The following is a 24,817-nucleotide window of genomic DNA, read 5'->3' on the forward strand; positions in this document are numbered from 1 at the left end:
TTAACGTGTTCTGTCCTTATTTTGTTAAAATAGCATTAGATTAAAATGCAGAAAATTCAGTTATAATTTATGCAACACTAGTGATTCCTGAGGTATTAGATGAGATAGGGGAGAATTAGGAATAAATAAACCTACGAGTATTATCGCGGGCTTACTTTAGGTTGATGGCTTTTACTGCACTATCAATTAATTCTTGAATTTGAGTATTACTTAAGTTATGTTTTATTTTAAACTCCAATTGATTACGTCCAATGACAAAAATCTTATTTGTACGTACATACGTCTGGTACTTTAATTGTACTGGTTTGTCATAAGCGCTTCGAGCGGGATGCGTTGTACATAAACATACAATTACATCATCGGAATCGTTCGAGTCATTATGTTTCCCAACCACAAATACAGGATGGGGAATTAGTCGATTGGATGAATCAACTACCTGAGCGAAAAAGAAATCTCCTTGATCTGCGTTCCTTCTATCTTGTTCAAGTTTCTGTTTAATTCGATCGGTCCGATTGATGATCGGCATACAGATTTCGCAGCTCTTCTTCGTACCAATCTCTAAACACGTCGCCGCCTTTTTGGTCAATATCTTTGCGTACACCAGGCGAGACGTGAATAGGCTGAATTTGATCGAGTCCTAATTTACTTCTTATGAATTCTATAGGTGGATTTTTCATCAGGAGGTTCGCCCCTCTTGTTATTTTTATACGGTGCATATTTTTAGCCTTCTGATTCATAATATGCGCATCCACTACCATTTTGAACCACCTCCTTAGAAAATAAACAGAACACAGACAAGGAATTGAGATGCCAAATTGACAATCCATCTTTGAACACATATTACACCTAAACTACACAATTTGTGAATAGGAGATTGGTAGTCTAGTAAAAAAAGATAATACATAGCCTCGACCGCGATGGCGACCAAGGCTGAGTTAGTTAATTTCAACGTATAATTCTGATCCGATGGAGCCGTTTTCTTCTTATTCAAATACGCCATCACAACGCCCGCCACCATACCACTTCTCACTCATGTATACGCGGACATACGCCCCCGTCTTTCTCGCAGATTTGCGAACAGAACAGAATCAATCCTTTTTCCATCCACACGTGCGATCATGATTCCTGCCCTCTCTTCGCTGCGACGACGCATTTCTCAATCGCCTGCTCTACGATCCTCTCAATCGGTCCTATCAACCTACTGCCTCTCTTTGAGCAGGCCCGGGTTGGCGAGTACATCCTACACCGCTTAAGATCGAGATTGTCGGTTAAACCTGAGTCACTGTCTTTATGTGAATGGAATTGATAACTATGTTCCACAATAAAAGTCTGAGGAGGGATTTTGAGTTGAGTCCGATATACTGTGTAAAAATGGTTCAGTGATCTAGCAAAAATTGAGCCATTTCGCTTCCTCTTTGGTAGAATAAGGTTGGCACCCAATCTACTAAGGAGCATTCCTGTAACGAAAAAAGATTCACTTTGAAAAAGAAAAGTACCTCCTGTTAACATACTGGGTGTCAAGCCCGCAGTGCTGACCCCTAAATAACAGAGGAGGTACTCATTATGAAGTATAAAACGAATCAACGAATTCTGCAAATCACAGAATCGACGTTAGTCGTTGGGGCAGATATCGCTAAGAAAACGCATATTGCCCGCGCCATGGATTTTCGTGGGGTTGAGCTTGGTAAGCCTTGCACTTTTGAAAACACACGGCATGGACTTATGAGTCTCCTGCATTGGCTGAATACGCTCAAGGATCTCCACGACAAATCACGGATATCTACGCAGAACTCCGCGTGGTCATGGTACAAAGGGATCAACTAAATGGGGATCTAAATCGCGTCAAGGGAAGAATTCATAATTGGTTGGATCGCTTCTTCCCAGAGTATATCCAGGTCTTTAAAGACTGGGAAGGGAAAGCGTCTCTATTAACCCTGAAAAAATTCCCCCTTCCACAAGATGTGGCGGATATGAGCGCCGATGAGATTGTTTCCGTGTGGAAGACGGAAGTGAAGCGGGCCGTAGGCCGGAAAAGAGCAGAGAGTCTCATTTGGCATGCCAAGCAATCGATTGGTCTTACGGAAGGAATCGAGTCTGTTCGATTGGAGTTAAAGTTTCTCCTGGAACAATATGAAATGCTCGGTCGGCAAATGGAAGATCTGATGCAGAGAATTCAGCAACTTCTTGAACAGATCCCCGGTGCCAAGGAAATGATGACAGTACCTGGGGTGGGATGGGTGACTGTAGCAGGCTTTTTAGCGGAAGTAGGGGATCTTTCTTCCTATGAGGATGGGCGACAAATCATTCGGTTAGCAGGGCTGAATCTCAAAGAAAACAGTTCGGGCAAACACAAAGGGAAAACGAGGATCACCAAAAGAGGCCGGCCTCGCCTGCGATCCTTGCTTTTTAAGTGCGCTATGGTACTCGTCGCCAAAAACGAGCAATTGAAAACCCTGCATCAATATTTAACCACTCGCCCACAAAATCCGTTAAAAAAGAAACAGTCCATCATCGCCATATGCGGAAAAATCGCCCGAATTCTCTTTTGTTTAGGACGTAAAAGGTTGTCTTACGATGCACAGAAAGTATTAGGTTCTATACAGCAAAAATCGTTACAGAATGCAGCTTAAATTCATTCTAAGTATTTATTTTGCGTCTAACTCTTAAAGCGAACGATTTCAAATGAAAAACAAGGAAGCACGGAGAAGCCGGGATTGATTCATTCCATCAGGGCAATGACCCAGTAAAGGAGCATACCTGGCCTCCACCCCTTGATAGGTAGAACGAAGGAATGTAAGGGCCGTGAGAATGGACCCAGTGAGACATGGGAGGGTAAACCACAAGGGTACATGTGGAGATCCAATGTGCGATCATACATTTTTTAACAAAAGGGGCTCACCCTTCTGTTTCGCTACATTCTCGATGACCATTTTCCTTCATTTCTTCAAAAACATAGATAAACACAAACTACCTTAGAATTTGAAATCGTTAGAAATCAAGAGAAAACGAGAGGAATATTTAAATTATTGAGGGAGGAATGGAAAATGGCTCAATATCAGATTAACCTAAACGATGAAATTTTGCCGGTTTATTTCAGAGGGATGAAGCGGTAGCTCGATTGATCGAGCAAGTATTGAATCAGGTCCTTCAGTCCCAGGTTACAGAACAGCTGAAAGCAGCTCCGTATGAGCGTACCGAGGAATGTCAAACGGGCTGGTGTTCCTGTTTTGTCGCCTCATGCGCTACGACATACACATGCCGTCCATTTACTTGAAGCCGGTGCAAATATAAAATACGTGTCCGAGCGACTTGGACACGCGAGCGTCAAAATCACTGCGGACACGTATTTGCATGTTACAAAGAAAATTGAAGATGATGCGCTTACCCTTTACGAGAGCTATTTAGAAAACCGGGCAAAAAACGGGCAAGCTGAAATTTCGGAACCGAAAACCCTTGATGCGTAAGGGTTATCCTACCGAACCCTCCATTTCCAACTCGATCAAACGGTTGAGCTCGACCGCATATTCCATCGGCAACACTTTCGCAAACGGTTCGATGAACCCGGAAACGATCAGGTTGGTCGCTTGTTGCTCGGAAAGACCGCGGCTTTGCAAATAGAAGAGCTGGTCTTCCGAAACTTTGGATACGGTCGCTTCGTGTTCGATCGCTACACGGTCATTGCCGATCTCCATGAAAGGAATCGTGTCGGAAACCGATCCGTCATCGAACATCAAGGCGTCACATTTGACGTTGACTTTGGAACCTTTCGCGTTTTCCGCTACTTTCACCCAACCGCGGTAGGTCGTTTTTCCGCCGCCTTTCGAGATCGACTTGGAAACGATGGTACTTGATGTGTTCGGCGCCAGATGGAACACTTTTGTACCGGCATCCTGATGTTGCCCGGAGCCCGCGAAAGCGATGGAGGTGATTTCAGCACGCGCACCTTCGCCTTTCAGGATCACGGCCGGATACTTCATCGTCAGCTTCGAACCGATGTTTCCGTCGATCCATTCCATCACCGCGTTCTCGTGAGCAACCGCGCGCTTGGTCACCAGGTTATACACGTTCGGCGACCAGTTTTGGATCGTCGTATAACGAACACGAGAATCTTTCAAGCACACGATCTCAACCACTGCGGAGTGCAGGGAATCACTTGAATATTTCGGTGCCGAACATCCTTCCACATAGTGAACAAACGACCCTTCTTCCGCGATGATCAACGTGCGTTCAAACTGACCCGCATTCTTGGTATTGATACGGAAATAAGCCTGCAGAGGAATCTCGACATGTACCCCTTTGGGCACCCAGATGAACGAACCGCCCGACCAGACGCATGAGTTGAGTGCGGCAAACTTGTTGTCCGACGGCGGAATCACCGTCGCGAAATATTTTTTCACGAGATCCGGATGTTCGCGGACGGCCGTGTCCATATCGGTGAAGATGACGCCCATTTCCTCGAGGTCTTTGCGCATATTGTGGTAGACGACTTCCGATTCGTACTGTGCCGTGACGCCCGCCAGGAAATTGCGTTCCGCTTCGGGGATCCCCAATTTGTCGAACGTTTGCTTCACCGTATCCGGCACTTCCGACCAGTCTGTCACCGATTTGTCGGTTGGACGCACGTAGTAATGGATATCATCGAAATCCAGATCGTCAAGATCTTTCGTCCACCAGGGCATCGGCATTTTCACAAATTGATCGTAGCTTTTCAGCCGGAAATCGGTCATCCAGCCCGGCTCGTTTTTCATTTCCGATATTTTCTTGACGATCTCCCGGGTCAAACCTTTTTCCGCTTTATATACATAGTTCTCCGGATCGGAGAAACCGTATTTGTAATCGGACACAATGTCAAGTGCCGGGTTGCTGTTTTGCGCTACTTCTTTTTCCAGTTTGGCCATGTTAACACCCCTCCTTTTTGTCCATGCCTTGTTCAAGTGCTTTCCATGCGAGCGTCGCACACTTAATCCTTACAGGATATTTGGCGACACCTTTCAAAGCCTGCAGTTCACCGAGGTCTTCGTAATTTCCTTCGACGCCTTTCATCATGTCATAAAAACGCTGGATCAGGTGGCGAGCGTCCTCGAGCGTCTTACCTTTCAATTTCACGGTGAGCATCGAAGCACTTGACTGGCTGATGGAACAACCGTGGCCATGAAACTTGGCATCTGCCACGCGTCCTTCCTCATCCAATTTCAGATGAATGCCGATGACATCCCCGCATGTCGGATTCGCAAGTTCCATACCGACATCGTAATCTTCGATCTTCCCTACATTGCGCGGTCGTTTATAATGATCCAGGATGATATCCTGGTAGAGACTCTCCAACATTAGCCGAACACCTCCTTCACTCTCTGAAGTGCGGCCACCAGTCGATCGATATCTTCCTTTTCATTATAAACGTAAAAGCTCGCCCGGTTGGTAGCAGGCACGTGCAACCATCTATGCAACGGCTGTGCGCAATGGTGTCCCGCACGAACGGCAACTCCCTCCGCATCCAAGATGGTCGATACATCATGCGGGTGAATATGATAGAGATTAAATGAGATCAACCCTGTCCTTGGACTGCGTGGGCCATACATTTCGATCCCTTCGATGCCCGACAAACGTTCCCACGCATAAGTGAGCAGTTCCTGTTCGTGCCGCTCGATATTCTCCAAGCCCAAATCTGTCAAATAATCGATGGCTGCCGCCAATCCCACAGCACCCACGATGTTCGGCGTTCCAGCCTCAAAGCGGGCGGGCACTTCCGCCCAAGTGGATTCATAGTAATCGACAAGTCCGATCATGCTTCCGCCCAGTTGGAACGGTTCCATCTGTTCGAGCAGATGCCCCTTCCCGTAGAGAAAGCCGATGCCTGTCGGGCCGAGCATCTTGTGTCCGGAAGCAGCGAGGAAATCGACATCAAGATCTTGTACGTCGATCGGCATGTGCGGGACGCTTTGAGCCGCATCCACACACACGAGAGCACCGGCTTCGTGCGCCTCGCGCACGATCTCTTTGATCGGTGTGATCGTTCCAAGCACGTTCGACGCATGTGAGACAGCAACCATTTTAATTTTTCCTGTCTTGAGGTGGGAGCGATATTGCTCCATGTTGAGTGTACCATCCTCAAGCAGTTCGACCATATACAATTTGGCTTTTTTTAACTTGGCAATTTGTTGCCAGGGGACGAGGTTGGCATGGTGTTCCAAGAGAGTGACGACGATCCCGTCTCCTTCTTCAAATTGGTGAAGTCCGAGCGCATATGCGACCAAATTGATCGCTTCCGTGGCACCGCGTGTAAACACAATATTTTCAGGTGCCGGAGCGTTGAGGAAACGGGCCACTTTTTCCCGTGCTCCTTCATAGGCGGAAGTGGCTCGCTCTCCCAGCGTGTGCACCCCGCGATGGACGTTCGAGTGAGCATATTCGTAATAGCGGGTCATCGCGTCCATCACCGGCTTCGGAATATGCGAACTGGCGGCAGAATCCAGGTAAGCGATCGGTTTTCCGTTCACCTCTTGGTTAAGGATCGGGAAGTCCTGTTTCACCTTTTTTACATCAAACATTTTGATCACCAAGTTTCTTCCGAATAAGGGCATATACCTCATCGCGGATCACTTCAACTGGGATACGGTCGAGCACAGCCCCGAAGAATCCTTCCACGATCATACGATGCGCTTGCGCGAGTGTGATCCCGCGGCTCATCAAATAGAAAAGTTGTTCTTCGTCGATTCTCCCGACGGCTGCCGCATGACCGGCGCCCAGAACGTCCGTCTCCTCAATGAGAAGTCCCGGAATAGCGTCCCCTTTTGCGCCTTCCGAAAGAATGAGACTCCTTTCCGCCTGGTAGGTCTTACAGCTTTTCGCCCCCTGTTTGATATGGCCGAGACCTCTCCAGATCGTGCGTGCCTGGTCTTTCATGACACCTTTCGCAACGATATCGGAAACCCCGTGATTGCCCGTGTGAATCATGCCTGCAGATACATCGAGGGATTGTTTTTCCGAACCGAAGAAGACGACAACCGCGTCAGATGCAGCTCCATCTCCTTCAAGATACGAGACACTTTCCGAACGAGCCAGTTGCGCCCCCAATTCGCTGACCGACCATTTGACTTCCGCGTTTTTTCCAATGTGCGCGCGGCGGGGGTTGAAGCTAAACACACCGTTATCAAAGTTTTGCAGCGCGATATAGGAAACCTTCGCTCCCTCTTCCGCAAAGATTTCGACTGCACCACTATGGACACATTGTCCACCGCGTAAATCGGACACTGAATAGTCAATAATACTGACTTGAGAGAACGGTTCCGCGACGACCAACGTATGATTGAATACCCCTGCATTCGCCTCATCCGCATAGGTAAAGACTTGGATCGGCTGATCGATCACCACGTTCTTCGGAATATAGAGGAACATCCCGCCGGTACGCAGCGCGTAATGCAACGCGGCAAACTTGCTCTCCTTCACATCGTACAGTTTGCCGAGGTACTTCTCGACTTTATCTGCATGCTTGCTGATCGCTTCCTGCAGGCTCATGAAAATGACCCCTTTGGCTTCCAGTTCAGGGTCGATACGTACCTGCTGAACCTCGCTGTTGTAATGAACGAGAGTAGCCGCAGAAGAGATTTCCAGTTTCTTGAACGGTTCAGTCGCCAAGGGTTTGGCTACCGTATAAGGTATGATGGAATCCAGCGGCACATCGCGCAGGCGCAGATTTCGCCATCCTTCATCTTTTGCAGGAAGCGCCATAGTTTGAAATGCCGCAAACGCCTGTTCGCGCAAATCCCTCGCCCACTTGGGTTCATTGTAGCGGTCGGCCAGGGATTGGATGGCAGTCGAATCGATCGTGGAACTGATCACTTGCGACATAATTAAACCTCCTTCCCGGCCGAAACTTCGCTCCTAATCCAGTCATATCCTTTCGCTTCAAGCTCCAGTGCCAATTCCGGACCACCCGAGCGGACGATACGGCCATCCATCATCACATGCACGATATCCGGTTTGATGTATTCGAGCAAACGATGGTAGTGCGTGATCACAAGCACGCCGAGTTCCGGCCCGCGCAAACTGTTGACGCCTTCGGATACGATTTTCAATGCGTCGATATCGAGACCGGAATCCGTCTCGTCAAGGATCGCGATCTTCGGCTCGAGCAAGGCCATTTGCAAGATCTCGTGGCGTTTCTTCTCGCCGCCGGAGAATCCTTCGTTCAGATGCCGGTTCGCAAACGATGGATCCATTTTCATCATCTGCATTTTTTCCATCATGATGTTGTAAAACTCAAAAACTTCCAAATCGGTTCCCTTGACGGCGTTGTAGATTTGACGGAGATAATTTTTCACAGGAACGCCGGGGATTTCCGCCGGATACTGGAATGCCAGGAATAGACCTGCACGTGCGCGCTCGTCCACAGACATTTCGAGCAAATTCTGATCGCCGAGCCATACTTCTCCGCTGGTGATTTCATAACGAGGATGACCAGCAACGGCCATGGACAAGGTGGTTTTGCCAGTACCGTTTGGCCCCATGATCGCGTGTACTTCACCGCCTTTAACGGTAAGCGAAAGCCCTTTTATCACTTCTTTTCCTGCAACGCTCACGTGCAGGTCACGAATGACCAAATCTGCCATAAGCTTCACTACACTCCCTTTTACGACTATAATAGTGTTTATTGCATATGTTCTTGCTACTTTTGTCCATTTGAAAATGTTTGCCCGCTTGTTTCATGAGCGGCTGACTTCATTTTATTGCTCGGAAAGAACCGCGTGACCGTCTGCTTGTACAGCGGCCGGAATCTCCAAGCGGCCATACAGCTTATCGCTTCGTTCAACGATATCTTCCAAAGTGATACTATCCAGGAAAGCGACCATAATATCGCGCAATCTCTCCCAGACAATTTTCGTCGAACAAGAACCGATTTTGCAACAACAATCTCCTGCAGCATTAAGATCCAGACATTCCACGGGGGTGATCGGACCTTCCAACGCGCGTACAACTTCGCCCGCCGTCAATTGATTGGAAGGACGGGCCAGACGAAAACCTCCGCGAGCTCCCCGAACACTGGTCACAAGCCCTGACTTTCGCAGTGTATGAAAAATCTGTTCCAAAAAAGATTCCGGAATCTGTTCTGCTACAGCTATCGTTTTAATGGATACCGGTTCTTCATTTCCGAGTTGAGCAAGGTACGTCATTGCAATTAATCCATAATGTCCACGGGCTGAAAGCTTCACGATCCCCACCCTTTCTGTGGACTTCTGTTCAACGCTCTTCTTAAATCCTGACCATATAAGTCAGGATTACATCCATAAAAGAAAGCCAGGTTATCTTTTTAATCCTGACTGATTCTCTCATCTATAGTATATACGAATCGTTCACACGATTGCAAGGAATAAACGTATAATTTGCAATGTATCGTGATCTGGGTGTGTCTCTTCGCGCTTGGAATCTATTCTTACAGGCGTATTCGTGCCCCGCGAAGGTCGTCTCGTCATCATCTATAGAGGCGAGACGACCTTACACGCGTTACGCACGTACGTGACAACGGTGTTACGGACGAATAAATTCTTCCACCCAGTAGGTTCTATAGGTTCCCCCACTGACAAATCCCACGCCGATACGCGTATAATTGCGGTTTAATATATTGGCTCTGTGGCCAGGGCTGTTCATCCAACTGTTTACGACCGATTGTGGATCCGGTTGCCCTGCAGCGATGTTTTCCCCGGCATAGGAGAATGAGATGCCGAATGTCTTCATCATCTGAAACGGTGAACCGTACGTGGGAGAGTTGTGATCGAAGTAATTCTTATCACGCATATCTTGTGCTTTGACATGAGCCATATGAGCTAAGTCTGCATTGAGCGACAGGGGCGGCAAGCCGTTTTTCGTCCTTTCCGCATTGCACAGATCAACGACTTGTTGCTCATACGATGAAACCTGGATGTTTGCGGATGGTATCGCGAGTACCTGACCTGGATAGATCAAATGAGGGTTCGGAATCTGCGATTTGTTTGCCTGCCAAATATCCTGCCATTTTAGGTGATACTTTAATGAAATCAACCACAAAGTATCTCCTTTTTGTACCGTATACCGGTCAATGGCAGCCGATGATGTGGTTGTGAAAAGCAATCCGCAGAGCATCGCCGTAGCAGAAAGTAGCCCCAGGCGACGCAATCGCTTGTTTCGTTTCATGTTTCTCTCACCTCCAGAACGTAGGATGAGCGATTTCCCGTGCGTACATGCAAAAGAATCGTCTTTTTTTATAAAGTTGGGTTGTTCACTGACCGCCCAGGAAATATCACTTGAATTTTTATTTCACATCACTTATATTTTATCAAGCAAAATATTATTAATCGAAATATGTGCAAAGAAATAATCGGGAGGTGAATCATCTTTGATCGAACATTTTGATGAGTATCTTGATCGTTTTCACGCCGCTTATACCGAGACTGCGCGTAAAATTGGATTCGAGCTGTCCAAACAGCTTGAAGCGGAGTTAGGGTTAACGGGCCCTCAGTTCTTTATTCTTCACCTCTTATCGAAAAAAGGGAGAAGTATGGTCTCCATGCTCGCGGAAGGAATGGGAGTCAAACCGAGCGCCATCACAACGATGATCGACCGGCTCTATAAAAGCGGCTTGGTTTCACGCGAACGGGATGATCATGACCGCAGGATCGTTTTCGTTGAATTGTCGGACAAAGGACAGCTTGTCCTGTCACAAGCGGAACAACTGCGTAAACAAATTCTCGGACAATTCCTCGCCCGTTTGAAACCCGAGGAACTCCGGTTCCTCGTCAACGTCTATGAAAAAATGGCACCGATCATCAAGTTGGAAGAGGAAAATGAATAAGATTTCTTGTTTGAAGAAAGGAGAAAAACCTTTGGACAATCATCACGTATCATTACCCCTGGAAAGAGAGCATGAAGAAGGTGATGCGCGACGCGGTCTCTTGATCGCCGGATTGATTGTGGCGATGCTCTTCGCGGCTTTGGATAACACGATCGTGGGTACGGCGATGCCCCGCATCGTTGGCGAACTCGGTGGACTTGAAGTCATGACCTGGTTGACAACCGCCTATATGTTGACTTCCACCACCATCGTTCCGATCGCCGGTAAGCTCGCTGACCTGTTGGGGCGTAAGGCCGTCTATGTCACCGGATTGCTCGTATTTATCATCGGTTCTGCCCTTTGCGGAACCTCCCAGACCATTTATCAATTAATCGGTTATCGCGCTTTACAGGGCATCGGCGGGGGAGTCATGATGCCGATGGCCATGATTATCGTAGGAGACATGTTTACAGGCGCACAGCGCGCCAAATGGCAAGGGGTGTTCGGTGCTCTTTTCGGCCTTTCTTCGATTGTCGGTCCTCAGATCGGTGGATGGATCGTCGATAGTCTCAATTGGCGTTGGGTTTTCTATATCAATCTTCCAGTGGGTATTCTGGCCACCATTTTGATCAGCCTCGGTTTGAAAAGCCATCGGGCGAAAGGACCTGTGAAGATTGATATCCCAGGGATGATCACGATGATTATAGGTGTTGTGAGCCTCTTGCTCGCTTTGACATTCGGCGGAAAAGACTATCCATGGTCATCGTGGCAGATTCTCTCGCTCTTCGCTCTTTCTGTCGTGTTTCTGATCGCTTTTGCCGTAATCGAAACGAAAGCCAGCGAACCGATATTTCCGCTTTTTCTGTTCAAGAATAAAACATTCGCCCTTTTAAACGGAATCGGATTTCTGATGAGTCTTGGAATGTTTGGCGCCATCATGTTCGTGCCTCTGTTCATGCAAGGGATTATCGGAATCAGCGCGGCTGCCTCAGGCACCGTTATGACCCCCATGATGATCACGATGATTCTTACAAGTATCGTCGGCGGACGGTTTGTGAGAAAAATTGGCGTTCGCACTCAAATCATCATCGGAATGGCATGTATGGCTATCGGTTTTTGGTTACTCTCTACCATGAGCATACACACCGGAAAATTAACCGCGATGAGCTATATGTGCGTCCTCGGCGTCGGGATCGGTCTCGTAATGCCAACAGTGACAATCGCGTTGCAAGAGTCGTTTCCCAAATCGGAACTCGGGGTGGTCACATCTTCCAGTCAATTTTTCCGGCAGATCGGCGGAACGTTCGGCATGACTATCTTAGGAGCGATCATGAACCAGCGGTCGACCGATCTGTTGACTCAACAAATGGTTCCTTTGCTGCAAAAGCTCCCTCCCCAAGCTCATGGGATGGTCGAACAGTTCGAATCCTTGATTCAAACCAACCCGCAAGGGGTCTATTCCCTTCTGTTAAATCCGGATGCTATGCAAAAAATTCCGGCCGCGATGTTACAAAGGGTAGTCCCCATCTTAAAATCTACGTTAGTGGATTCCCTGCACAGCGTCTTTTTGTACGGTTTGGTCTTTGTTCTTCTGGGAGCGTTTCTTTCCCCGCTCTTGAATTCCATCAAACTGTCTGACAAAAAAGAGAAGAGTGTGTCATAATCCATCACAAACATGAAGCCTCCAACTCGTTTTGGGGGCTACTATTCCATACCTCTCCTTTCGTCTCACAGATCTTGATGACCTCAGTCTTACATTCGTTATTAAAAAATTTCCCATGAATAATTCGGAAATCATCATCAAATGATGATAGTTACATGGAATCTCTGTGCAGGAGTGTTTTTCTTGGCAACATTTTGGCAAACGATAATCATTACTTTCATCTGTGTGATTGCAGGACTGATGATTTTTTCCATCTTACTTGTTTTAGTGAGCCGATTCATGATTTCCCTTCTCGTTCATCGAACCCTCGTACGATTTATGTCCGATCGGTATGCAGAGAATTTATGGGAACTTGCTTCCGCCTTGACCCGCATGTCTCCGCAATTGGTACTGGAAAACGCCCTTCGCTCTCATAAAGGGGGAGTGATTGAACGGCCTATGGGGAGTCCGCGCAAGTTTCTTCATCTCGATGGACTTGTTTTTTCTCCCGCTCAGCTCGCGGTTCTTCCCTGTCCTGAAGACATTCCCGTCGAAACGACCACCGTCATCGGTCCGTCAAGCGAGAACCCCCTCGTACTGGATATTCCTCTTCTCATATCGGCTATGGGCTGTGGAGTGGGAGTGAGTGAACAAACGAAGATCGCTTTAGCATTAGGGGCGACCATGGCGGGAACGGCGACGAACACCGGTGAAGGCGGCTTTCTTCCGGAAGAACGAAAACTCGCGAAACACTTAATTATTCAATATCATTCCGGAAAATGGACGAAGAGTCCAGAAATTCTAAAACAGGCAGATATGATCGAAATCCATTTCGGACAAGGGGCATCCGTCGGTGCCCCCAGTCTGATCCCGCCGGAGTATCTACAAGGACGTGCACGTCAAATCATGGGTCTCAAGCCGGAAGAAACAGCTGTCCTGCATTCCCGACATGAAGAAATACAGGAACCTTCGGATCTCAAAAATTTGGTTGATCATTTACGCACTCTCACAGGCGGTATACCGATTGGAGTCAAGATCGCCGCAAGCGGCATGATCGAAAAGGATCTCCAAGTCGCATTGGATGCAGGGGTTGATGTGATTGCAATCGACGGTGGACAAGCGGGAACCAAAGGGAGCTTGCCCATCTTGGAAGACGACTTTGGACTTCCAACCGTATATGCATTATCCCGTGCCGTTCGTTTCCTTGAACAAAGCGGGCAGCGGGAAAAGGTCAGTCTCATCATAGGAGGAGGCCTTTTTACTCCGGGCCATTTTCTGAAAGCGCTTGCACTCGGAGCGGACGCAGTTTATCTTGGCACATCCGTTCTTTTTGCTATGACGCATACGCAAGTGACAAAAACAATTCCGTGGGAACCACCGACACAATTGGTGTTCTACTCCGGAAGCCACAAAGAAAAGTTTGATCCCGCCCGAGCAAGTTTGTATTTATCGAACTTTTTGAACTCTTGCATGGAAGAAATCAAAATAGCTGTCCGTGCCTTGGGTAAATCAAGCATAAAAGAAGTAAATAAAAGTGATCTTGTTGCACTCGATGACCTAACTGCCAAAGTAACAGGAGTGCAATCCGCTTACGAACCGGCCTTGCATGTACACCCATCCTTTCGACAAAAATCTTCCGTGCTTGCCTCCCGTCCTTTCTATAAAACAAAAATTGTGCGATGAAAGAATGAATTCACAGGATGGGAAGCAATATAAGTGTGTAATCGTTATCTTGCGGAAAACGCAGTTTAGACATGTCGAGGTGATCTTGAGATGAAAATGGAAGCCATACAGGAACAGTTGAAGGAATGGGGAGAACTCATCATTACGACGGACGCCGGAGACAGTTATGAAATTCATCTGGGTGACACGAAGTTTGACATGACGAGCCGAGTCATTACAATTTCCACCCCGGAAGCGGAATATATTCTTGACGGGGATTCAATTGAAAGTATTAAGAAGCATTACAGCCACAAGATGGAGCAGTAGTATGTACTTTCTGTTCAAAATGCAAGAGGAGCTAGCTCACTTTAAAGCTGGCTTCTCTTTTTACTGTCAACTATCTTATTGATCAGATCATCATGTATAATAGATAAGTGCATCCAAATATCGGAGAAAGATCTGGAGTGAGATCGGTTGAATTCGTGGAAACGAAATCTTTATCTCATGTGGTTCGTACAATTCGGGGCCGGTATATCGCTGAGTTTTATCTTCTCGTTTGTTCCTTTATACTTGCCGCATCTCGGTGTAACTGGCACCCGCCAAGTCGGGATCTGGTCCGGCATCCTCATGGGAGCTGCTCCGCTGTTTGCCGCGCTTCTCGGGCCTTTCTGGGGGAATCTTGCCGATAAACATGGACGCAAGATCATGGTGGAACGGGTGCTTTTGAGTAACATCGCTGTCGTCATCGCCATGGGATTTGTCACAAACGTGTATCAGTTCCTCGCGTTGCGTATCCTTCAAGGCATACTCGGGGGATTTACCTCGGCGGCGATCGCGTTGGTGACTTCCTTTACCCCCAGAGAAAAAACCGGGTATGCACTAGGGATCTATCAAACCGCACAAATCGTGGGTTCCGCTTCAGGCCCAATGATCGGAGGCTTTCTGGCGGATGCGTTCAACTACCGCTTTCCTTTTTTCTTTATGAGCGTCGTCAGTCTGACTTCTTTTCTCGTCGTCTTTTTTCTGGTGAAGGAACCTCCTCTCCGAGGAAACGTCAAAAAGTCGGAATCCTTTGTCCGAAGTCTTTCCGCCGTTACCCATATACCCGGTTTAATGCCCATGGCCTTTATCAACTTTCTCATCCAATTCGGACTGATGATCATCGCACCGATCGTCCCTCTCTACATCAAGTCCCTTTCCCACGAAGGGGCTTATGTCGCAACGATCACAGGAATCATCCTGGCGCTCGGTGGAGCGGCCGCCGCACTTTCCTCCGTCATAACGGGAAGAATCGGCGATCGCGTGGGACACCGCAGAATTTTGCTCACATTATCGATGGGAACCGGTATCATGTTCGGATTGACAGCTTTGGCCTCCTCGATTTTCACATTTGGACTGGCAAGAACAGCGACCGGGCTCTTTCTTGGAGGGTTAATGCCGACGAGCAATGCGCTGATTTCACAGTTTGTTACGGAAGAAAAACGGGGAGTAGCTTTCGGTGTCACCACAAGTATGACCTTGCTGGGTAATGTTCTTGGCCCATTGGCAGGCGGTTGGTTATCGGGCGTCATCGGGTTGGCCGAAACGTTTTTGGTTACGATGGGATTGTTTCTCATCACAGCACTCTGGGTCTGGACGCACAATCCACAAAAAATGCTCAAACAATCGGAAGGATGATCCATCATGCAAGAGCTTTATTTTTACGCCTTGCTCTTATTCACGAGCATGCTTTGGGCAGGAAACTTCGTCGCGGGAAAATTCCTGGTGGGCCACGCATCGACTTTAACACTGACGGAAATGCGCTGGGGACTCGCGGTTCTCTGCCTGATTCCTTTCGTTTGGCTGCGAGAAAAGCGCTTATTTCCTTCGCGAAAGGCGCTTCTTCCCCTTTTTTTCATGGGCATTACGGGTGTCGTCTTGTTCAATATGTTCATGTTCCTCGCATTGGAAAAGACGTCTGCTGACAACGTGGGTCTACTGTCAGCGTTGAACCCTGTTTCGATCGCGCTTGCCTCTTTTGTTATCCTGCATGAGAAATTGAAATGGCAACAAGTTGGCGGCATGTTGGTATCTCTGCTCGGCGTGATCATCGTCATTACGCACGGGGACTGGCAGAAACTCTTGCGCTTTCACTTCAATACGGGTGATCTTTTCATGCTCGCGGCCGTAGGTACATGGGGACTTTATTCTGTCGCAGGGAAAAAAGCGATGCAATATGTATCTCCCTACATGTCAACGTTATGGTCGGGGATTATTGGCTGTCTTCTTCTCCTCCCTTTCGACCTCTTTTCATTCGAAGTGAAAAACACGAACCCGGCCTTCTGGATCGCTACCTTATACGTGAGTGTAGGCGCCACCGTTTTAGCGATGGTGTTTTGGAATCTCGGAGTCCAGAGAGTTGGAGGGACGAGATCAGGGGTGTTTCTCAATTTCAATCCCATTTTTACAGCCATTCTGGCTTTCTTTTTCTTGAAGGAGCACATGAACCTCATACAAGGAATCGGAACCTTGTTGGTCATCGGCGGCGTGTATTGGTTTACCATGCAAAAAAAGGAGCGAGCGGAAACAGTCCATGCCACGTCTTGTGAGATCAACAGATGAGCCGTCTTGCTTTGTGTGATTTTTGAAAATGAGTGCTTGGGTGGATGTATCGCTTTGCGCTTGGGTTCAATGAGAATCTTATAAAAACCGGAGTGCCTGCAAGCACACCGGTTTTTTATTCATCAGAATGAGTATTTTTCTTGTGATTCACACATGCTATTAAAAAGTTGGTATCCATGAAAAGGATGATCGACATTGCGCAGAACAGCAAAGTTATTCCGTAAAAAACAACCAATCGTTATCGATCGGTTGGAAGAGGGAACGGCCAAGTATCGCGGGCAACCGTTGCCCAGTTGTATCGAGCAATCGATTGATTTTCTACAAAACGTCCTGGGGAAAAGCAGCGATGTGATTATCCACCGGTTTGAAATACCAAGTCCTGCTAAGCAACGTGCCGCACTGGCATATATCGATGGACTCGTCAAACAAGAAGCAGTGAATGATTTCATTTTGCGACCTTTACTGCGAGCAGATGTTCCTTACGAGGAGAATCGCTTGCAGACACCCGTGTGGGAGCGCATTCCCATGAGCGATACCCGCTTTCTCGACGACTGGCAACAGGTCCTGCGTGCGGTGTTATCGGGAGACACGGTGATCTTCTTCGATCAGCATGAACGTTGTCTCTCAGTTTCGACAAAGGGATGGGAGAAAAGAGGCGTAGAAGAACCTAGCACGGAATCGGTCGTCAGAGGCCCTCGCGACGGTTTGACAGAAACGTTGCGTATTAATACGGCACATATCCGCAGGAGGGTCAAAGACCCGAATCTGCGAGTGCAAAACGTGAAAGTCGGTTATCGCACAGACACCGATGTGGCGATTCTCTATATTGAAGATATCGCCAATCCAAAGATTCTTCAGACCATTCGTTCCCGTATTGAAAACATCGAAATCGACGGGGCTTTTGAAAGCGGGTATATCGAACAGTTCATCGAAGATCACCCGTGGTCTCCTTTTCCCCAAATCCAAAATACGGAGCGCCCGGACAAAGTGGCCGCCTCCCTATTGGAAGGGAAAATCGCTATTCTCGTCGACGGAACACCTTTTGCTTTAATCGCACCCGCGATCTTTTCCCAGTTTTATAACAGCCCGGAAGATTATTATGAACGGTTTCTGATAGCCACATTGATCCGTTTTATCCGGATCATCAGTATGTTAATGGCTCTGATGCTGCCATCTTTATATATTGCATTTTCCTCTTTTCACCCGGAGATGATTCCATCGAAATTGGTCATCGCCATGGCTGCAGGTCGTGCGACTGTTCCGTTCCCGTCAGTACTTGAAGCATTCTTAATGGAGGTAACGATGGAGATCTTGCGTGAGGCGAGCGTACGTCTGCCGGGGCCCGTTGGACCGACCATCGGCATCGTAGGCGCCTTGGTCGTAGGAGAATCTGCCGTCCGCGCCGGTATCGTCAGCCCTATCATGGTGATTATCGTAGCCTTGACCACGATCGGATCGTTTGCGTCGCCAAGCTATAGTGCAGCCATCTCTTTGCGCATGCTTCGTTTTCCCATGATGTTGTTTTCCGGAACATTCGGGTTGTATGGCGTCATGTTGTTCCTGATTATCATTATCATCCATCTTTGCAGTATTGAATCGTTCGGTGTCCCCTATTTAACTCCATGGGCGCCTCGAATGTTTTCCGGTTGGAAAGATACTTTTTTCCGCACACCTTTGTATCGATTGTTGAAGCGTCCGCTATATACGCTGCCTCAAGAATCCAACCGAACGTCTGATACTGTTACACGCAAAGGAAAGAAGAGGGGCAAGAAAGGAGACACCAATGAACAAACAGAATCTTTCGATCGAAACGGATAAATTTACGCCGAGCCAATCCATGTCTTTGATTATCAGCTCGATCATCGGTGTGGGGATTCTGCTTCTTCCGCGGACGACCAGCAAGTATATGTTCCAGCAAGGCTGGATAGCTATGGTAATCGGCTTGTTCGCGACATTATGCTTCACCTGGGCGATCACAAAGCTGATTACCCACATGAGAGGGAGGATATTTGCCGATTATGTAATCCATATTTTAGCACCGACACGGTATCCCTGGATTGGAAAATTAATTGGAATTCCTCTCCTTTTCGCTTTTGCAGGGTTATGGTTGCTCTTGACCGCTTTGGTCTCTCGTGCGTTCGGAGAAGTGGTGATCACAGCTGTTTTAGTCAATACGCCGCTCGAAGTGATTGTTACCAGCATGCTTTTGGTAAGCTTGTATTTATGTATGAAAAAAGAGATCGTTGTTGCCCGGGTGAATGAATTTCTCATTCCCGTAATGATCGTACCCCTCTTGATCTTGGCTCTTTTATCTTTTCAAAATGCAAATGTTTATCATTTAATGCCTTTGTTTCCTCTCGAGACAAAAGGAATTCCGAAATCACTGGTAACAACCATTTTTGCATTCCAGGGATACGATATCATTTTGCCGTTTGCCTCACGTTTTTCCCAAAATGTCAAGTATATGCGGGCCAATCTGTTGGGGATCTGGGTTGTTGGCATTTTGTATATTTTAGTCGTCATTGCCGGATTGCTCGTATTTGGATATGAAGAATTGCAACGACAGACATGGCCGACTTTGGAATTGGTCAAAACGGTGAACGTCCCTGTCTTTATTCTCGAGCGAATGGAAGCCGTCTTTATCGGCGTCTGGGTCGCCGCCATTTTTACGACAGCAGCCAACTACTATTATGCGGCATCGAAACTGATTTGTGATATCTTTCATATCCGAAAGTTATTTTACGTGGCATTGGCCTTCGCGCCCCTTTTATATTTCGTCGCGATGCATCCACGCAATCTTTTCGATCTGCTTGCATACCTCGATCGCATTTCATGGATTTGGTTTTTTATGGGCAGCGTTATCCCTGTCTTTTTCTTAGGGTTATCTTTTTTGCGGACCGGGGGACTGCCAAATGAAACCGTACGCAAAAGTCTTAAGTCTCTCCATCCTGATCGCGATGTTTCTCACCGGATGTTGGGATCAGGTGGAGCTGGAAGAACGGACCTCTGTTATCGCATTCACTGTGGATATCAATCAAAAAAACCCCAAACTCCTTGATGTATCGATACAAATCCCTATTCCGATCAAGATCGTAGGAGCGGGCGGTGGAGGAGCGGCAGAAGGCGGTCGAGAAGCAGTGAAAGTGATGACCGGATCGGGCTCAACGATTTCGGAAGCCAAGCAAAACATTCAGAAGAATCTCAATCAGCGATTATTTTTCGGGCATACACGTGTGGTCGCTATTAGCTCAGAAGTGGCGAAAACGGATATCTCCGATTTTGTCGATAACATGCGTCGTTTTCCTCAGATCAGACGTCTGTTGGTTCCTGTGATTGTTCCGGGACGTGCATCGCAAATCCTTGAAAAAGACCCGAAGCTAGAACAGATCCCCGTCATGTATATCAAGGAAATGATGGAATCAGGAGCAAAAATACAACTCATTCCCGATATCAGTTTGGGAGAATTTTTCATCAATATGTCTGATTCCTCGATCCATCCGATCATGAATATGGTAACTCCAACAGATAATGGGTTTAAATGGTCAGGTGTGGCGGTCTTCAATGGCCCGAAAATGGTAGGACAGTTGAATGATGAAATGGTTTGGGCGTACATGAATCTGCATGAAAATCATCCAGGCGGGGATATCAAAATTCCGTGCTTTGATGAGAAAGGGAAATATTCGGTGTTCCACGCGCGTAAGGCAAAAACAAAGGTTAAAGTGGAAAAGAAGAACCACCAGATTCACGCCTATTATCAGGTGGATGTCGAAGGAGATATCAGAGAATCGGAATGCAATCTCGACTTTAACAATGAAGAGATCATCAACAAGATTCAAAAGTCTGCCGCAGAGGTATATGAAGCACGCGCAAAAAAAATGATCCAGTATGTGCAAAAAGATATCCGTGCGGATGCAATCGGTCTCGGATTCATCGTCCGAGCCCGATACCCTGAGATTTGGAGAGCGGTCAATTGGGAACAGGAGTTTCCAAACGTTCAGATCCATGTAACATACAAAGTCAACATGCGGAGGTTTGGCATGGTCATCGGAAAATCGCGGTAGCCCCATGTCATGAGGAACGCCATCGGATGGACGAAAAGCGATTCACCCATCCGAACGGATCACCAATTGCTGTTGTTCATTAAAGAGGGTAGGATATGTTAAATAGCCGAGCGCAATGCTCGTCAATGCGGCGGAAGCGATAAAAGCGAAAACGATGAGCAATTGATACCGCACCGCTTGTACGGGATCCGCTCCAGCGATGATCTGTCCCGTCATCATGCCGGGGAGTTGAACGAGTCCCATCGTCTTCATCCCATCGATCGTCGGGATCATAGCCGCGCGAATCGCTTGTTTCAAAACGAAGCGGCTGGATTGCCTGGGGGTGGCACCAAGCGACAAGAGGACGAGGATCTCGTTTTTGCGCGCGTTCGCTTCCGCTTGCAGTCGGTTGAGCAATAAACCGGAAACGACCATGGCATTTCCTATGATCATGCCGCTGATCGGGATGATATATTGCGGTGTCCATGAAACCACATGGAGCCCTACTAATAATCCCTGCGTAATGAGTTCCGTTAATGTGATGGCGGCAAGCACGCGCCAAAATACTTGCGGCAATCCTTTTCCGCGTTTGCTGGCATTTTGGGCAGCCACAAGAATCATGACCGTGACGATCAGGAGGATGAACCATACATGTTGCGCGGAAAAGACGATTTGCAAAATATATCCGATCACAAGTAACTGTACCGCGGAGCGAACCGTCGCGATCAACATGTCTTTTTCCACGCCAAGCTTCAACCCAATCGACAAGAGCATCGCCAAAACGACAAAAGTAAGCGTCACCCCTAATGAGAAGAGACTCACCTTCCTTCACCTCCTGACAATTCTCCGGATAGAAAAAGGCGCGTCGTTTCTGTGGCAGGATTCTCAAACAGCGACGTTGTTTCCCCTTGTTCGATTATTTGTCCTTGTACAAGAACCCACGTGATATCGCCGACGCGTCTTGCCTGTTCCAATTGATGGGTAATCCAAACGACTGTGGTTCCACGCTCGCGGTTCCACTCACAGATACACGTCTCCACTTCGCGTGCGGATGTCGGATCAAGCGCGGATGTCACTTCATCAAGCAACAGAATCGACGGTTGCGTGACCAGTGTCCTGACCAATGCCACCCTTTGTTTCTGCCCGCCGGACAATTCTTGCGCGTCCCTATGTAAAATCTCTCCGGGCAATCCGACTTTCTCCAGATATTCTTCCGGTCTTTCCACCGTTTTACCAGAAATCTTGGCGCCAATTACGATGTTGTCATACACGGTTCCGGGAAGCATCGTCGGCGTTTGAAACACCATGCCTACATGTCTGCGTAATGAGGGAGTCGCCCAGTGACGAATCTCTTTTCCATCCACGAAGATGCGCCCTTCATCCGGAGTTAGCAGGAGGTTGCATAACGAGAGCAGAGTGCTTTTGCCCGATCCCGAAGGTCCGATCACGGTCAGAATGCTTCCGTGTGGAACCTCCCCGCAGATATCATGTAAGACCCGAACTGCCTCCCCCTTCGTGTGAATCGTTTTGCTCACATGCTCGAAGCGAAGGGCTGCCGACGGTTTTGTACATGCATCCATAGGAAACACCTCAACTAACGGTTCCGTATCTTGCTTTTTCGCCTCATCCAGGAGACCAGCATATTCATCGTACCCGTTCCGTTTCGATTCTACAAGCAAAAAAGCCGTGATCTGCTTGAACAGAACACGGACTTTTACAAACACTTCGATTAAAGGCCTTCAAATAACAACACGCGGGCGGGAGCAGCATCTGTACCGGTCAAATGTAAGGGTGCCGCCACCATAAAATAATTTCCTTCCGGTACATGGCGTAAGCGCAAACCCTCGATGATCACAATATCGTTTTCGAAAAGCGTTTTATGCGTGGGATGTCCAGGCTGGCTCCGTTCGATTCCGAGAGAATCGATCCCGACTCCCCTGATTCCCTTCTCGGCTAAAAAGCGGGCTGCATCTTCCTTCACATAAATAAATTCGAAATTGAATGCTTCATCGAACGAATTCTTCGTTTTGAAAAGTAAAAATTCCCCTTGTTGAATGTCGATCTTTTCCAAATCCTCGCGCGTGATTCCATCTGTCACTTCCGTGAGATCGACAACTCGACAGGAACCTACGAGGCGTTCGAGCGGAATGGTTTCAAGCGTCGGCCCGTCCTCAACCATATGTAAGGGGGCATCTACATGTGTCCCCGTATGAACATCCAAACGAACGCGCGATTCGCTGACATATCCCGATTGTACCCTCTCAAAGGAAGGTTGTTTTTCCGGTTTGTTCTTATAAACAGACATTCCGGAAAAAATGGGCATGGTCACATCGTAAATTTTATACATTATGAAAACACCTCAACTGCTTTATGAACCTTCTGTACACTTTTTAATTCTTCCGGTGATTGGCCTGAAACAGGCCACCAGTGAAACCCGTCTTTTCGCAACAACTGATTCGCTTCCTCGGGTCCCCAAGTTCCGGCCGTGTAGTGCGCGAGATCACTGGTACTCGTTTCCCAAGCGGCGGAAATCGCGTCGACAAACTTCCAAGCCAGTGAAACTTCATCCCATCGCGTAAAAAATGTGGAATCGCCGTGCATCGCATCATAGAGTAAACGTTCATACGCTTCCGGCGTACCTTCCGCACAATTTTGACAGAAATCCATAGCAACCGGAATGATTCCTCCCTCTGTTCCCGGTCGTTTCACATTTAACATGAGATGCATACCTTCGACAGGATGGATACGAATCACGAGCAGATTGGGCCCAAGAGTCCTTTCTCTATTAAAATAGAGATTTATGGGCATCTCCTTAAACTGTACAACGATCTCCGTCGATTTTTGGGCCATTCGTTTCCCGGTGCGGATGTAAAAAGGTACCCCTGCCCATCGGAAGTTATCGATATACAATTTGGCCGCGACGAACGTTTCGGTTGCGGAGTTCGGATCCACGCCAGGCTCCTCCCGGTAACCAGGCACGGCTTGTCCTTTGATTCTGCCAGCCGTATATTGCCCGCGAACGACATGTTCTCGTACTTCCTCCGGGGTATACCTGCGCAAGGAACGCAAGACTTTCACCTTTTCGTCACGAATGGCCTCTGTCTTTAAGCGGCTGGGTGGTTCCATCGCCATCATCATGACCATCTGCAACATGTGATTTTGTACCATGTCGCGTAACGCACCAGATTTTTCATAATAGGCAGCCCGCTCTTCCACACCGACCGTTTCACTCGAAGTGATCTGGATATTATCAATATATCGGTTGTTCCACACCGATTCGAACAACGTGTTAGCGAAACGAATCACTTCGATATTTTGCACCATTTCTTTTCCTAAATAATGATCGATCCGGTAAATTTCATCTTCCGCGAACGCTTCGCTGATTTGTTGGTTGAGCTGTTGCGCAGACAATAAATCGTGACCGAACGGTTTTTCGATAATGAGCCTCTTCCATCCTTGCGTGCTGGTGAATCCGGTTTTTTTCAGATTGGAAGCGATTGTTCCGAAGAACTCGGGGGCCATAGCTAGGAAAAAGATCCGATTACCGGGTATCTGGTAACGATGATCCAAACGTTCCAACAAGGCTTTTAACCCCGTGTAACCTTCATGCGACTTGACATCGAGTGGATAATAGTAGAATCGGTTCTTGAATGCATCCCAATCTTGCTGATCTTTCACATCAAAACGCGCGTATGTTTCAACGGCGGAAAGAACATCGGAGCGAAACCCTTCATCCGTGTTTTCGCCGCGAGCCACGCCCACAACCGCGAATCGCTCAGGAAGCAAACGTTCTTTATGTAGGCTGTATAATGCAGGAAACAGTTTTCTTTTTGCCAGATCACCCGTTGCGCCAAAAAGTACAAAAATTAACGGATGATGTTCATGGCTTTGCTTCACGATCCATTCTCCCACAATGATCATCCTTGCTTTCTATAAGTTTAACCTAATAAATTATACATATTTTATCCCCTTCTTGCGATTCTATAACGAAAATATCTTTTAAAAAGGAGGTTCTCTTCAAAAAGAAAAAGTTCCCGCAAGAAGCGAGAACTCTGATTTCTCTGTATG

General features: G+C 47.6%; 22 protein-coding genes and 3 pseudogenes. 12 read left to right on the plus strand and 13 right to left on the minus strand.

Going from position 1 to position 24,817, the window contains the following annotated elements; all coding sequences use genetic code 11:
* Positions 1 to 494 precede the first annotated feature (494 nt).
* A complete protein-coding gene (locus tag DNHGIG_RS02965) occupies positions 495 to 758 on the minus strand; it encodes a hypothetical protein (RefSeq protein ID WP_282198263.1) in 264 nt (87 codons plus the stop codon).
* A gap of 272 nt (positions 759 to 1,030) precedes the next feature.
* Positions 1,031 to 1,153 (minus strand): hypothetical protein, encoded by a 123-nt coding sequence (locus tag DNHGIG_RS02970; protein WP_282198264.1) that lies wholly within the window; start codon positions 1,151 to 1,153, stop codon positions 1,031 to 1,033.
* A 410-nt stretch (positions 1,154 to 1,563) separates the two neighbouring features.
* On the opposite strand from DNHGIG_RS02970, the pseudogene DNHGIG_RS02975 reads away from it, so the two are divergent.
* The 3 pseudogenes from DNHGIG_RS02975 to DNHGIG_RS02985 all read left to right on the plus strand — a co-directional run.
* Positions 1,564 to 2,630 (plus strand): annotated as a pseudogene (locus DNHGIG_RS02975) (IS110 family transposase).
* Positions 2,631 to 3,044: 414 nt separating this feature from the next.
* Positions 3,045 to 3,208, plus strand: a pseudogene (locus DNHGIG_RS02980) (IS256 family transposase); the annotation flags it as partial.
* Positions 3,207 to 3,464 (plus strand): annotated as a pseudogene (locus DNHGIG_RS02985) (tyrosine-type recombinase/integrase); the annotation flags it as partial. The pseudogenes DNHGIG_RS02980 and DNHGIG_RS02985, both read left to right, overlap by 2 nt.
* A gap of 3 nt (positions 3,465 to 3,467) precedes the next feature.
* Here DNHGIG_RS02985 and sufB read toward each other — a convergent pair.
* From sufB to DNHGIG_RS03020, 7 genes are all read right to left on the minus strand, one after another.
* Positions 3,468 to 4,898: a Fe-S cluster assembly protein SufB gene (gene sufB / locus DNHGIG_RS02990; RefSeq protein ID WP_282198266.1), complete on the minus strand. Its 1,431-nt coding sequence runs from the start codon at positions 4,896 to 4,898 to the stop codon at positions 3,468 to 3,470.
* Between the two features lies 1 nt (position 4,899).
* Entirely contained in the window at positions 4,900 to 5,328 is a 429-nt protein-coding gene (gene sufU, locus DNHGIG_RS02995; protein WP_282198267.1) for a Fe-S cluster assembly sulfur transfer protein SufU, read from the minus strand.
* A complete protein-coding gene (locus DNHGIG_RS03000) occupies positions 5,328 to 6,548 on the minus strand; it encodes an aminotransferase class V-fold PLP-dependent enzyme (RefSeq protein ID WP_282201336.1) in 1,221 nt (406 codons plus the stop codon). Before DNHGIG_RS03000 ends, sufU begins: the two co-directional genes overlap by 1 nt.
* Entirely contained in the window at positions 6,541 to 7,848 is a 1,308-nt protein-coding gene (gene sufD, locus DNHGIG_RS03005; protein ID WP_282198268.1) for a Fe-S cluster assembly protein SufD, read from the minus strand. Before sufD ends, DNHGIG_RS03000 begins: the two co-directional genes overlap by 8 nt.
* 2 nt (positions 7,849 to 7,850) lie before the next feature.
* Positions 7,851 to 8,609, minus strand: coding sequence for a Fe-S cluster assembly ATPase SufC (gene sufC, locus DNHGIG_RS03010; protein WP_282198269.1), 759 nt, complete (start codon positions 8,607 to 8,609; stop codon positions 7,851 to 7,853).
* Between the two features lie 114 nt (positions 8,610 to 8,723).
* Positions 8,724 to 9,209 (minus strand): RrF2 family transcriptional regulator, encoded by a 486-nt coding sequence (locus DNHGIG_RS03015; protein ID WP_282198270.1) that lies wholly within the window; start codon positions 9,207 to 9,209, stop codon positions 8,724 to 8,726.
* Between the two features lie 316 nt (positions 9,210 to 9,525).
* Entirely contained in the window at positions 9,526 to 10,167 is a 642-nt protein-coding gene (locus DNHGIG_RS03020) for a CAP domain-containing protein (protein WP_282198271.1), read from the minus strand.
* 202 nt (positions 10,168 to 10,369) lie between these two features.
* Between DNHGIG_RS03020 and DNHGIG_RS03025 the strand changes: the two genes are divergently transcribed.
* The 9 genes from DNHGIG_RS03025 (at position 10,370) to DNHGIG_RS03065 (ending at position 20,770) form a co-directional block, all read left to right on the plus strand.
* Positions 10,370 to 10,825, plus strand: coding sequence for a MarR family winged helix-turn-helix transcriptional regulator (locus DNHGIG_RS03025; protein WP_282198272.1), 456 nt, complete (start codon positions 10,370 to 10,372; stop codon positions 10,823 to 10,825).
* Between the two features lie 58 nt (positions 10,826 to 10,883).
* Positions 10,884 to 12,467, plus strand: a complete 1,584-nt coding sequence (locus DNHGIG_RS03030; protein WP_282201337.1) for an MDR family MFS transporter — start codon at positions 10,884 to 10,886, stop codon at positions 12,465 to 12,467.
* Positions 12,468 to 12,650: 183 nt separating this feature from the next.
* Positions 12,651 to 14,129, plus strand: a complete 1,479-nt coding sequence (locus DNHGIG_RS03035) for an FMN-binding glutamate synthase family protein (RefSeq protein WP_369414656.1) — start codon at positions 12,651 to 12,653, stop codon at positions 14,127 to 14,129.
* Between the two features lie 90 nt (positions 14,130 to 14,219).
* The gene (locus DNHGIG_RS03040; protein ID WP_282198273.1) at positions 14,220 to 14,435 is read left to right on the plus strand and encodes a hypothetical protein; all 216 of its coding nucleotides are present in this window, start codon (positions 14,220 to 14,222) and stop codon (positions 14,433 to 14,435) included.
* 147 nt (positions 14,436 to 14,582) lie between these two features.
* On the plus strand, positions 14,583 to 15,785 hold the full coding sequence (locus DNHGIG_RS03045; protein ID WP_282198274.1) for an MFS transporter: 1,203 nt from the start codon (positions 14,583 to 14,585) through the stop codon (positions 15,783 to 15,785).
* Between the two features lie 6 nt (positions 15,786 to 15,791).
* Positions 15,792 to 16,709 (plus strand): DMT family transporter, encoded by a 918-nt coding sequence (locus DNHGIG_RS03050; protein ID WP_282198275.1) that lies wholly within the window; start codon positions 15,792 to 15,794, stop codon positions 16,707 to 16,709.
* A gap of 249 nt (positions 16,710 to 16,958) precedes the next feature.
* Positions 16,959 to 18,527: a spore germination protein gene (locus DNHGIG_RS03055; protein ID WP_282201339.1), complete on the plus strand. Its 1,569-nt coding sequence runs from the start codon at positions 16,959 to 16,961 to the stop codon at positions 18,525 to 18,527.
* Complete coding sequence (locus DNHGIG_RS03060) at positions 18,493 to 19,767, plus strand: GerAB/ArcD/ProY family transporter (RefSeq protein ID WP_282198276.1); 1,275 nt, start codon at positions 18,493 to 18,495, stop codon at positions 19,765 to 19,767. The genes DNHGIG_RS03055 and DNHGIG_RS03060 overlap by 35 nt, the downstream gene beginning before the upstream one ends.
* The gene (locus tag DNHGIG_RS03065; RefSeq protein ID WP_282198277.1) at positions 19,694 to 20,770 is read left to right on the plus strand and encodes a Ger(x)C family spore germination protein; all 1,077 of its coding nucleotides are present in this window, start codon (positions 19,694 to 19,696) and stop codon (positions 20,768 to 20,770) included. The genes DNHGIG_RS03060 and DNHGIG_RS03065 overlap by 74 nt, the downstream gene beginning before the upstream one ends.
* Before the next feature lie 42 nt (positions 20,771 to 20,812).
* On the opposite strand, the gene DNHGIG_RS03070 is transcribed toward DNHGIG_RS03065, so the two are convergent.
* From DNHGIG_RS03070 to zwf, 4 genes are read right to left on the minus strand one after another with little or no spacing between them, the layout of a single operon-like run.
* Positions 20,813 to 21,571 (minus strand): ABC transporter permease, encoded by a 759-nt coding sequence (locus DNHGIG_RS03070; RefSeq protein ID WP_282198278.1) that lies wholly within the window; start codon positions 21,569 to 21,571, stop codon positions 20,813 to 20,815.
* On the minus strand, positions 21,568 to 22,473 hold the full coding sequence (locus tag DNHGIG_RS03075) for an ABC transporter ATP-binding protein (RefSeq protein WP_282198279.1): 906 nt from the start codon (positions 22,471 to 22,473) through the stop codon (positions 21,568 to 21,570). The genes DNHGIG_RS03070 and DNHGIG_RS03075 overlap by 4 nt, the downstream gene beginning before the upstream one ends.
* A gap of 5 nt (positions 22,474 to 22,478) precedes the next feature.
* Positions 22,479 to 23,096: a cyclase family protein gene (locus DNHGIG_RS03080; protein ID WP_282198280.1), complete on the minus strand. Its 618-nt coding sequence runs from the start codon at positions 23,094 to 23,096 to the stop codon at positions 22,479 to 22,481.
* The gene (gene zwf, locus DNHGIG_RS03085; RefSeq protein WP_282198281.1) at positions 23,096 to 24,670 is read right to left on the minus strand and encodes a glucose-6-phosphate dehydrogenase; all 1,575 of its coding nucleotides are present in this window, start codon (positions 24,668 to 24,670) and stop codon (positions 23,096 to 23,098) included. Before zwf ends, DNHGIG_RS03080 begins: the two co-directional genes overlap by 1 nt.
* Positions 24,671 to 24,817 lie beyond the last annotated feature (147 nt).

It is taken from the genome of Collibacillus ludicampi (assembly GCF_023705585.1).
GTDB classification, from domain to species: Bacteria; Bacillota; Bacilli; order Tumebacillales; family BOQE01; genus Collibacillus; species Collibacillus ludicampi.